At 74.3% G+C, this 9,876-nt stretch carries 10 protein-coding genes; 6 read left to right on the forward strand and 4 right to left on the reverse strand.

Annotated elements, in window-relative coordinates:
- Positions 1-6: 6 nt before the first annotated feature.
- The 3 genes from ACFVGY_RS07875 (at position 7) to ACFVGY_RS07885 (ending at position 2,949) form a co-directional block, all read left to right on the forward strand.
- Complete coding sequence (locus ACFVGY_RS07875; protein ID WP_385672699.1) at positions 7-792, forward strand: hypothetical protein; 786 nt, start codon at positions 7-9, stop codon at positions 790-792.
- A 55-nt stretch (positions 793-847) separates the two neighbouring features.
- On the forward strand, positions 848-1,456 hold the full coding sequence (locus tag ACFVGY_RS07880) for a hypothetical protein (RefSeq protein ID WP_385672701.1): 609 nt from the start codon (positions 848-850) through the stop codon (positions 1,454-1,456).
- Positions 1,457-1,884: 428 nt separating this feature from the next.
- Positions 1,885-2,949 (forward strand): GNAT family N-acetyltransferase, encoded by a 1,065-nt coding sequence (locus ACFVGY_RS07885; RefSeq protein ID WP_385672704.1) that lies wholly within the window; start codon positions 1,885-1,887, stop codon positions 2,947-2,949.
- Positions 2,950-3,010: 61 nt separating this feature from the next.
- Here ACFVGY_RS07885 and ACFVGY_RS07890 read toward each other — a convergent pair whose 3' ends face one another.
- Positions 3,011-3,553 (reverse strand): hypothetical protein, encoded by a 543-nt coding sequence (locus tag ACFVGY_RS07890; RefSeq protein WP_385672707.1) that lies wholly within the window; start codon positions 3,551-3,553, stop codon positions 3,011-3,013.
- 160 nt (positions 3,554-3,713) lie between these two features.
- On the reverse strand, positions 3,714-4,325 hold the full coding sequence (locus tag ACFVGY_RS07895) for a nucleoside/nucleotide kinase family protein (protein ID WP_385672710.1): 612 nt from the start codon (positions 4,323-4,325) through the stop codon (positions 3,714-3,716).
- A 132-nt stretch (positions 4,326-4,457) separates the two neighbouring features.
- On the opposite strand from ACFVGY_RS07895, the gene ACFVGY_RS07900 reads away from it, so the two are divergent.
- On the forward strand, positions 4,458-5,648 hold the full coding sequence (locus ACFVGY_RS07900; protein WP_385672712.1) for a Gfo/Idh/MocA family protein: 1,191 nt from the start codon (positions 4,458-4,460) through the stop codon (positions 5,646-5,648).
- Between the two features lie 34 nt (positions 5,649-5,682).
- On the opposite strand, the gene ACFVGY_RS07905 is transcribed toward ACFVGY_RS07900, so the two are convergent.
- Positions 5,683-6,504, reverse strand: a complete 822-nt coding sequence (locus ACFVGY_RS07905) for a helix-turn-helix transcriptional regulator (RefSeq protein WP_385672867.1) — start codon at positions 6,502-6,504, stop codon at positions 5,683-5,685.
- A gap of 140 nt (positions 6,505-6,644) precedes the next feature.
- Between ACFVGY_RS07905 and ACFVGY_RS07910 the strand changes: the two genes are divergently transcribed.
- The gene (locus ACFVGY_RS07910; protein ID WP_385672714.1) at positions 6,645-8,057 is read left to right on the forward strand and encodes an MFS transporter; all 1,413 of its coding nucleotides are present in this window, start codon (positions 6,645-6,647) and stop codon (positions 8,055-8,057) included.
- Between the two features lie 107 nt (positions 8,058-8,164).
- Here ACFVGY_RS07910 and ACFVGY_RS07915 read toward each other — a convergent pair whose 3' ends face one another.
- Complete coding sequence (locus ACFVGY_RS07915) at positions 8,165-9,124, reverse strand: GlxA family transcriptional regulator (RefSeq protein WP_385672717.1); 960 nt, start codon at positions 9,122-9,124, stop codon at positions 8,165-8,167.
- Positions 9,125-9,220: 96 nt separating this feature from the next.
- Between ACFVGY_RS07915 and ACFVGY_RS07920 the strand changes: the two genes are divergently transcribed.
- Positions 9,221-9,739 (forward strand): PaaI family thioesterase, encoded by a 519-nt coding sequence (locus ACFVGY_RS07920; RefSeq protein WP_385672720.1) that lies wholly within the window; start codon positions 9,221-9,223, stop codon positions 9,737-9,739.
- The last annotated feature ends 137 nt before the right edge of the window (positions 9,740-9,876 follow it).

Below are 9,876 nucleotides of genomic sequence, written 5' to 3' on the forward strand. Positions count from 1 at the left end.
ATGACGGTGACGGCCTTCGCCGAGACGCCGGGCGTACTGCCCGACGCGCCCCAGTTCTGGGAGGTCGTCCGTGACCTCGTCGGCTCGTGGCTGGGCGCGGGCAGCCTCACGGGCGTCGTGCTCACCACCCTCATCACCGCCTGGATGTGGTACGTCGGCGGCAGAGAGGGCTACCGGGCCGCCCGCGCGGCCGGCCGGAGCATCCTGGCCGCGAGCCGGTACGGGATCCGGCACGTGGGCCGCCTTCCGGTCGACCGGAGGGTGTTCGCCGCGCTGACCACCCTGACCGTGCTCATCGGTCAGGCCCTGTGGCTCGCCGCCGGCCACTTCTTCGTCTCGGTCCTCGTCGCGAACCTCCGGGACATGTTCGGCGGGGCGGATGTGGGCGACGTGCCGGAAATCGTCCAATGGGGCACCGCCAACGGCACCTACACCGTCGTCTGCGCCCTGCTCGTGGTGGCCGCATACGCCCTCGCGCTGGGGGGCGCCAAAGAAGTCGCGCTGCTGCTCGGGTTCCCGTCCGCCCTGCTGCCGGCCCTCTGTGCGGCCCTGATGCTCGTCTTCGCCGTGCTCTCGACCCTCATGGCCGGGCTCTTCGAGCTCTTCGGCGGTTCCGGCGAATGGTGGGACCTGGCGGGCTCCTGCTGGATCGCCGTCCTCGGCTTGCTCCTCTACTCCGTCCTCGGGTTCGCCGCCCTGGGCGCCGCGGGCATGGCCGTGGACGCCTGGCGGGCCGAAGCCGCGCCCGGCGCCGGGCCGGGTCCCGGCCGCTCGGCCGCCGCCGGGAGCTGAACGGCAACCACCGGCGCGCAAACGGGTATCGGGTGTCGTGGAGGTGGTGGTGTCCATGACCAGAGCAAGGGCTGGGGCGGAAGCCCGGACGGGGATGTGGGCGGCGGCCGCCGCGGGGCCGCTGCTCGCCGCGGGGATCGTCTACGGCTGGGCCCACTGGTGCTTCACCGGCGCCTCCGCGCCGTCCGCCGGCATCGCCCTCGCGGGCGGGGGCACCCTGATCGCCCTGCTCTGCGCGGTCTACTGGACGGCCGTCGCAGGCACCCGCGGGTTCTTCGGGGCGGTCGCGCTGGCCCTGGGGCTGCTGGCGACCGTGGCCGCCGCCGACCGCTCGGCGGCGCGCAGCGAGGTCGCCCCGTGCGTCGTCCGCGCGGTCGACAGCACCGCCCAGCAGTCCTTCGGCGAGGGTGGCCCCGGGCCGAAGACCGTCCACCGGCACGCCCTGGACTGCCCCGGCGGATACCCGACCGAGCTCAAGGACGACCGGCGCGCCGCCCCCGTGGGCGGTGAGGTCCGCGTCGCCTTCGACCCGCGGCGGCGCGTGGCACCGGAGGTCGAGGGCCGCACATCGCCCTGGGGATCCGCCCTGAGCGCCGCACTGTTCCTCGCCGTCGCCACGGTGATCGCAGCGAGCCGGCGGACCCGGGAGGACCGGGACGCCTGAGGGGGGCCGGGCGGGATGGTTTGCCCCGCGGGCGTCGGGGCAGGCGCGGGCCGTAGGGGTTCCGCCGCTCTGGAGTGCCGCCATGAACTCGCATCCCGCACCGCCGGACCCGGACGTCCCGGACCCAGATGTCCCGGACCCGGACGTGCCAGACGTGCCAGACGTACCGGATGTCCCGGACCCGGACGTGCCAGACGTCCCGGATGTCCCGCCCCGGCCGCCGGGCTCCCCGCCCTCGTCCGACCCGCCCAAGTCCCCGGACCTGCCACCGTCGTCCGACGAGTCGCCGGAAGAACCCGGTCCGCCCGCGGACCCTTCCGAGCCTGCTCGGGAACCCCGGCCGCAGGAACCGCCCGACTGATCCCCCACCGGTGTCCCCGGCCCGCCTCCATCGGGCAGGATGCGGGCATCCGAACGAGGGGACCCCGATGGCCAGCCCGATCAGCCCGATCAGCCCGACCAGCCCGAACCTCCTGGACGACCCGAGTGCCGTGACCGACCGTGCGCCGGTACGCCCCGACTATCCCGTCCGGACCGGGCGGCTCGCGCTGCGCCCCGTACGGGCCGGGGACCTCGACGCGATCCATGCCCACCGCTCCCTCCCCGAGGTCGCGCGGTACCTCCCGCACGAGCCGCACACGCGCGAGGCCACGCGGCAGACCCTGGAGCGGATGCTGGCCGGCGAGGCGCTCGCAGAGCCCGGCGACTGGCTCGACCTCGCCGTCGAGACCGGGACCGGGCGGGTCGTCGGCGAGGTCCTGCTCAAGCGGGACGGACGGGCCCCGCTGACCGGCGAGGTCGGCTTCGTCTTCCACCCCGACGTACTCGGCACCGGGATCCCCACGGAGGCCGTCACGGCCGTGCTCGGCCTGGCCTTCGACACGTTCGGATGGCACCGGGTCTTCGGCGTGTGCACGGTGCAGGACACGGCCTCGGCGGCCCTGATGCGCCGCGTCGGCATGCGCCACGAGGCCGTCGCGCGGGACGACGTCCACCGCAAGGGCGGCTGGCAGAGCACCTCGCAGTTCGCGGTCCTCGCCGCCGAATGGCGCCGGGGCAGGCCGCGTCCGGCCGACGAGCAGGCCGTCGACGCACTCACCGCGGCGTTCTACGCGGCGTTCACCCGGGTCGGGGGAGGCGCCGTGACCTTGGACGCCGCCCGCGCGGTGCTCGCACCCGACGCGGTGATCGAGCGGGTGGCCGAGGACGGCTCTGTCGACCGGATGGACGTGGACGCCTTCCTCGCCCCCCGCGAGGCGCTGCTCAACGGGCCGGGCCTGACCGATTTCACCGAGGTCGAGGTGGCCGCCACGACCCTGGTGGCGGACGGGCGCGCGACCCGCTCGGGTCGGTACTTCAAGTGGGGCGTGCGGGACGGCGTCCCCTTCTCCGCCTGGGGCCGCAAGACCTTCCGCTTCGGCACCGCGTCCGGTACCTGGCTCATCGAGTCCTTCGCCTGGACCGACGAACCCGAGACCGCCGCCGCCGACTGATCCGCCGGCCACCCGGGTCCCGTACGCCGTACGCGGAGACCCGGGCCGCCCCCGGCTACTACTACTGCTTGTTCTTCGCGAGGTCCTCCTGGAAGGCCTTCGCGCACGTCGGGCCGTTGTCCGTGGCGACGAACTGGACGACCAGCAGTGCGCCGGCCTTGCCCGCGTGGCTCGCCTTCACCGTCCAGCCGCTCTTGTCGAGCGACTTGATGACCGATCCCTGCTGGTCGAAGGTCCGCACCTCCTTCCACCCGCCCTTGGCCAGGGCGGCGACCGTGTCGTCGTAGGACTTCTTCGAGTCGGTGACCTTCTTGGCGTCCGCGACCCACGAGACCATGCAGGACCTGAGGTTCGCCGGGACGTCGTCGGACGCCTTCTCGGTGTAACCGGCGCCCGTGGCCGCGGCGTCGATCTCCTTCTTCACCGCCGCGGCATCCAGGGACCCGTCCGCGCCCTTGCCCGCCGCCGGGGCGGAAGCCGGGCCAGAGGAACCGGTCTTGGGCGCGTCGGCACCCTTGCCCTGGTCCGTACCGCCCTCACTGCCACAGCCCGCGACCAACAGCACCACACCGGCAGCCGCGGCCGCCCACTTCGCCTTGCGCACTACTCTCCCCAGATCCGCGTTTCGAGCACACGCGGGCCCGACGCCCCCGTGATCAAGGCCGCAGTCTGCCACGCCGCGCCGACGAACGAGCGGAAGGCACGCGGCCCTGCCGGGCAACTCACCGTCCGCAGTCGGAACTTCGCCGAATGGGACGGCCGCCTCACTCCACCACGAGATCGGCGCGGGACCGCCCCGGCGCGATCAGGCGGGCGTTCGCCTCGTCGGAGCGGGCGACCCACTCGCGCGCGTACGCCTCCTCCTTGCCGTGCCGCACGTGCCGGTCGACCAGCCGCCGCACCCGCAGTCCGTCGTCCGGTGCCAGGAACCACACCTCGTCGAGGAGCGGACGCACCGCCGCCCACGGACCCGCCTCGTACAGCAGGTAGTTCCCCTCGGTGATCACCAGCGGTACGCCCGGCCCGACCGGGATGCTCCCGGCCACCGGCTCCTCCAGGGCACGGTCAAAGGCCGGTGCGTAGACCACCTCCGGGCCGCCGTCCCGGAGCCGGCGCAGCAGGGCCGCGTACCCGGCCGCGTCGAAGGTGTCGGGAGCCCCCTTGCGGTCGGCGCGGCCCAGGCGCACCAACTCGGCCTGCGCCAAGTGGAACCCGTCCATCGGAACCACCGCCGCGAGGCCCGGCCCGAGGGCGCCGGCGAGGTGTGCGGCCAGCGTGGACTTGCCCGCGCCGGGCGCACCCGCGATCCCCAGGATCCTGCGCCCGCCCGCCTCGGCGAGCCGACGGGCCCGTCCTTCCCACTCTGCCCTGTCCATCCGCCCATCATCCCCGAACCGCGCAAGGCCCCCGTCCGGGCGGTGTCCGCGGCCGGCGGAAGGGAAGGGATCCGTACCGGAAGGCCGGCCGACGACAGCGGAGCGGGCCGGAACGGGCGAAGGGAGCGGTCCATGGCGGAGTTGCGCATCGGAGTCCTCGGGTACGGCCTGCGCGGCGCCCTCGCGCACGTCGCGCACCGGCCCGGCCGGGGTGCGGCCGTGACCGCGGTCGCCGAACCGGACCCCCGGGCCCGCGCGGCCGCGGCCGCCGCCTTTCCCGGCGCCGTGACGCACGCCGGCCACCGCGAGGTCCTCGACGCCCCCGACATCGACGCCGTGCTCGTCCTGACCCCCGACCACACGCACGCCGACCTCGGCCGCCAGGCCCTGCTGGCCGGCAAGCCCGTCTTCGTCGAGAAGCCCCTCGACATCGCCGTGGAGCGCTGCGACGCGCTCCTGCGGACCGCCCGCGCCACCGGCACCCGCCTGTACGTGGGGCACAACATGCGGCACATGCCGGTGGTCCGGCTCATGCGGGGGCTGATCGCCCAGGGAGCGATCGGCGAGGTCAAGACGGTGTGGGTGCGCCACTTCGTCGGCTACGGCGGCGACTGGTACTTCAAGGACTGGCACGCCGAACGCCGCTGCACCAACGGACTGTTGCTGCAGAAGGCCGCCCACGACATCGACGTCCTGCACTGGCTGGCGGGCTCGTACGCGCAGGACGTGCAGGCCCTGGGCGAGCTCATGGTCTACGGCGCCAACCCGCACCGCCGCGCCCCGGGCGAGCCCAAGACACCCGACTGGTACACCAGGGACGGCCACTGGCCGCCGCGCACCCAGCGCGCCCTCAACCCGGTCATCGACGTCGAGGACGTTTCCCTCGTCAACCTCCGCCTCGCCAACGGGGTCCTCGCCGCCTACCAGCAGTGCCACTTCACCCCGGACTACTGGCGGAACTACACGGTGATCGGGGACGCCGGCCGCCTGGAGAACTTCGGCGACGGCCCGGGCAGCACGGTGAAGGTGTGGAACGCCCGCCGCTCGGGATACCGGCCCGAACCCGACGCCGCCTTCACCGTCCCGCAGGCCGCCGGCACCGGAGGGCACGGAGGCGCCGACACCCTCCTCATCGACGAGTTCCTGCGCTTCGTGCGCGAGGGCGGCACGACGGACACCTCGCCCGTCGCGGCCCGGATGGCGGTGGCCGCCGGCTGCGCCGCGACCGCGTCGCTGCGCGACGGGGGCACCCCGCGGCGCGTCGACCCACCGGACCCGGACCTGGCCGCGTACTTCGAGGGGGGCCAGCGGCCCACCCGCTGAACCGCAGCTTCCCCGAGGTCGTCCAGCGCGCCGGTCAGCCCGCGAGCGGGTGCAGGGTTCCGCGCATGCCGTCCGGGGACGTCAGCCACTCCAGCTTTTCGGCCGTCTCCGTGGCCGGCAGCGGGGTGTGCAGGACGATCGCCAGGTCCGGGCGGGCCGGCACCCGCAGCTGTGTGGATTCGAAGAACAGCGGTCCCACGACGGGGTGTTCGATCTCCTTGCGGAGCTGGCCGCCGGGCCGGACGTCCCGCCGCTCCCACAACGCCGCGAACTCCGGGCTGAGTTCCCTCGCCTCCTCCACCACCGCGAGGAATCCCTCGTCATCCGGGCATTCCGAGCACGCCGCCCGGAACTGGGCGACCACACTGCACGCGATCTCCTCCCAGTGCTTCGAACGCGCCCGGTAGATCGGCTCGGTGAAGAAGGCGATCAGGCAGTTCTGCACGATCCCGGGGCGCATGCCGAGCACCAGCGCGGCCGCGTCGTTGTACATCACCGTGTTCCAGTACGCGTCCATGATGTGCGCCGGGAACGGCATCCAGGCGTCGATGAGCCGTTTCAGGCCGTGGCACATGTTCCGGTCCGCCGCCTCGACCTCCAGGGCGGGCGGATTCAGCCCCGCCAGCACGTACAGGTGCCTCCGCTCGGCGCTCGACAGCTGCAACACCCGCCCCACCGAGTCGAGGACCTGCGGGGACACCGTGATGTCGCGGCCCTGCTCCAGCCACTGGTACCAGGACGCCCCCACCCCGGCCAGCACCGCGACCTCTTCCCTGCGCAGCCCCGGGGTCCGGCGGCGGGCCCCGCCGTCCGGCAGTCCGGCCTGCGCGGGGGTGATCCGGGCCCGCCGGCTCATCAGGAACTCCCGCAGCTCGGTACGGCGGTGCCTGTCGATCGGTGTGGCCACGAACTCCCCCTGTCGGCTGCCTGGTGGTGCCAGCAACAGGATAAGTTCCCACTCTCCACGGGCATTCCCGCGCCGCGAGGGTGGTGCCCATGGCAATCGACACCCCCACCCCCACCACCCCCGCCGCCGCGGGCCACGACAACGCCCCACACCTCACCGGCCGGGCCAAGCTGGTCCTCTTCGTGCTCTGCGCCGCCCAGTTCATGGTGGCGCTCGACTTCTCCGTGCTGAACGTGGCCCTCCCCGACCTCGGCCGGGACCTGGGCCTGAGCCAGGCGGCGCTCCAGTGGGCGGTCACCGCCTTCGCCCTGCCCTCCGGCGGCTTCCTGCTCCTCTTCGGCCGCATCGGTGACCTGTACGGCCGCAAGCGGCTCTTCCTCGCCGGCCTCGCCCTCTTCGGTGCCGCCTCGCTGCTCGCCACCCTCGCCTGGGACCCGGCGTCCTTCCTGGCCGGGCGCGCCCTGCAGGGCCTCGGCGCGGCGGCCGTGGTACCGACCGGCATGTCCCTGCTGACCACGACGTTCCCCGAGGGCCCCCTGCGGGACAAGGCACTCGGCATCTCCGGCACCCTCCTCTCCCTCGGCTTCACCGTCGGCATGCTCCTCGGCGGCGTCATGACCGACACCCTGGGCTGGCGCTCCACGATGGCCCTGCTCGCGGTCACCGCGCTGATCGTCCTCGTCCTCGCCCCCGCCCTGCTGCCGGAGTCGCGGACCCCGGAGCGGCCGCGCCTGGACGTGCCGGGCGCCGTCACCGTCACCGGCGGCCTGCTCGCCCTGATCTACGCCCTCTCCACGGCGGCGCAGCGCGGCTTCGGCGGCGCGGACGTCCTGCTCACGCTCGCCGCCGGCCTCGTCCTCCTCACCGCGTTCGCCGTCGTGGAATCGAGGGCCGCGGCCCCGCTGGTCTCGCTGCCGATGCTCCGGCGGCGCACGGTGGCCTGGGGCAACGCCGGCGGACTGATCACCTTCTCGATGATGTCGACGGTCGTCTTCGTCCTCACCCTCTACCTCCAGGAGACGCTGGGCCTGTCCTCCTTCCAGACCGGACTCGTCTTCGGGGTGCAGGGCGTCGCCTCGGCGCTGGCGGGCTCGTACGCACCCAAGGTCATCGGCCGCTTCGGACCCCGCCGCACCCTGATCGGCTCCCTGGCCGGTCAGGGCCTGTTCACCGCGGCGCTCCTCGCCGTCGGCAGCGGCTCGGGAGCCCTGCTCGCCACCGCCGCCGTCTCCCTCGCCAGCATGTTCCACCTCGGGGCGATCATCGCGTACGGACTTACCGTCACCAGCGGGGTCCCGGACGGGGAACAGGGCCTGGCCACCGGCCTCGTCACCACCACCCAGCAGGTCGGGCTCACCATCGGCATCCCGCTCCTCGGCGTCGTCGCCACCACCGGCACTTCCCTCTTCGACGGGGTGCGCACCGTGCTGGCACTCGACGCGGTGATCGTCCTCGCCGCAGCCGCCCTGGTCGGCCTCGGCCTGCGCCGCCGCAGCGCCTGACTCCCGAACGGGAGGCCCGCCACGCCCGGGCCAGGGGGCCGGCCGGACCACGACCTCCCGCACCGGCTCCCGGCGCGCAAGCCGGCTCCACCCGATCGGGTCGGCGCTCAAGGACGCAGGCTGCGGGAGGTCCGGCCCAGGCGGTCGCGGAGGAGGGAGCGGAGCGGGCCGGGGCCTTCGTAGCCGACCCGGCGGGCCACCGCCGCCAGCGGCAGCGCCGTGGTGCGCAGCAGGTGTTCGGCCTGCTCCACCCGCAGGTCCTGCACCAGGCGGATCGGTGAACAGCCGAGGGTGCGCGTCACCGTGCGCTGCAGGGTGCGTTCGCTGACGCCCAGGTCGCGGGCCGCTTCCGCGATCGACAGCGGCTCGCCGATCCGGGCCCGCACCCACTGCTCGAACGCGGACACCAGCGGATCGTGCCGGGCCAGGGCGCTGGGGATGGCGTACGCGGCCTGCGAGGCCCGGTCGTCCACGACGAGGTAGCGCCGCACCAGGTCGGCGAGGGCGGGACTGCGCATCCGCACGATCGCCAGGGCCAGGTCGATGTGGCTGAACGCGGCCCCGGCCGTGGTGACCCCGTCGCTGGTCGTCACCATGCGGCCCTCGTCGACGGCCACCCGGCTGTAGCGCTCCCGGAACACCGGGGCCAGCCACCAGCTGGTCGTCGCCTGAAGCCCGTCCAGGACCCCGGACTCGGCCAGCAGGAACGTGCCGGTGCAGGAGGACGCTAGCGGTACGCGCCGCTGCCGCGCCTCGGCCAGCAACTGCCGGGCGGACCGGTGCGTACGGGACGCGACCAGCTCCACCAGGGCCTCCGGCCGGCGCTCCATGAGCGCGGGCAGCACGAGGATGTCGGCGTCCTCGGCCGCCGCGACGTCCTCCGTGTCGATCCGGTGGCCGAGGCCCGTACGCACCCGCCGGCGCACCCCGACGGTGCGGATGTCGAACCGGGGCGGTGCCGCCCCGGCCAGGTGTCCGCGCAGCGCATGGGCGGTGTGGAGCACGTCGAGGATGCCGGAGACGCCCGAGTCGAACGCCCCGTCGAGGACGAGTACGGCTGCTTTCACCCCCTCACCCTAGCGGCGGCCGCCTGTCGGATTCGATGCGCAAGGTGCCGGATCCGACACTCCCGGGACCCGCCGCACCGCTCCTAGGGTCGGGGCATGACCACGTACGAAACGGCAGGCCACACGCCTGCCCGCAGCCGCACGCACAGGTGGCGGGCCCGCCCCGCGATGACGCCGGAGATCACCGGCATGACCGGCCTGGAGATCCTGGAGGCCGCCCTCAAGGGCACCCTGCCCGCGGCTTCGATCATGAGCACGCTCGGATTCCGGCTGACCGAGGTGGGGGAGGGGCTCGCCGTCTTCGAGGGGGATCCGGGCGACCACCTCCTCAATCCGATGGGCACGGTGCACGGCGGCTTCCTCGCCACCCTCCTCGACTCGGCGCTCGGCTCGGCCGTGATGACGCGCCTGCCCGCCCGGGCCGCGTACACCACCGTCCAGCTCGGCGTGCACATGATCCGCCCGGTCCTGTCCGACACCCCGGCACTGCGCTGCGAGGGGCGCGCCCTCCACGTGGGCCGCACCACCGCCACCGCCGAGGCCAGGGTCGTCGGCACCCACGACGGCAAGCTCTACGCCCACGGCACGACGACCTGCGCGATCCTCCGGCCCTGAGGGAGCCCCGGGACACTCCGCTGCTGCCCGGGCGCGGGCCGCCCCCCCCCCCCCCCCGGGGGGGGGGGGGGGGGGCGCCCCGCGCCCCCCCGCGGGGGGCGCGGGGGGGGGGCCGGGCGGGGCGCGCGCGCACCCCC

This window comes from Streptomyces sp. NPDC127106 (genome assembly GCF_042677605.1).
GTDB lineage: Bacteria > Actinomycetota > Actinomycetes > Streptomycetales > Streptomycetaceae > Streptomyces.

Coding starts and splice junctions, on each gene's coding strand:
- ACFVGY_RS07880 (WP_385672701.1), top strand. CDS start 848: ATGACCAGAGCAAGGGCTGGGGCGGAAGCCCGGACGGGGATGTGGGCG.
- ACFVGY_RS07900 (WP_385672712.1), top strand. CDS start 4,458: ATGGCGGAGTTGCGCATCGGAGTCCTCGGGTACGGCCTGCGCGGCGCC.
- ACFVGY_RS07905 (WP_385672867.1), bottom strand. CDS start 6,504: ATGAGCCGGCGGGCCCGGATCACCCCCGCGCAGGCCGGACTGCCGGAC.
- ACFVGY_RS07910 (WP_385672714.1), top strand. CDS start 6,645: ATGGCAATCGACACCCCCACCCCCACCACCCCCGCCGCCGCGGGCCAC.
- ACFVGY_RS07895 (WP_385672710.1), bottom strand. CDS start 4,325: ATGGACAGGGCAGAGTGGGAAGGACGGGCCCGTCGGCTCGCCGAGGCG.
- ACFVGY_RS07920 (WP_385672720.1), top strand. CDS start 9,221: ATGACCACGTACGAAACGGCAGGCCACACGCCTGCCCGCAGCCGCACG.
- ACFVGY_RS07885 (WP_385672704.1), top strand. CDS start 1,885: ATGGCCAGCCCGATCAGCCCGATCAGCCCGACCAGCCCGAACCTCCTG.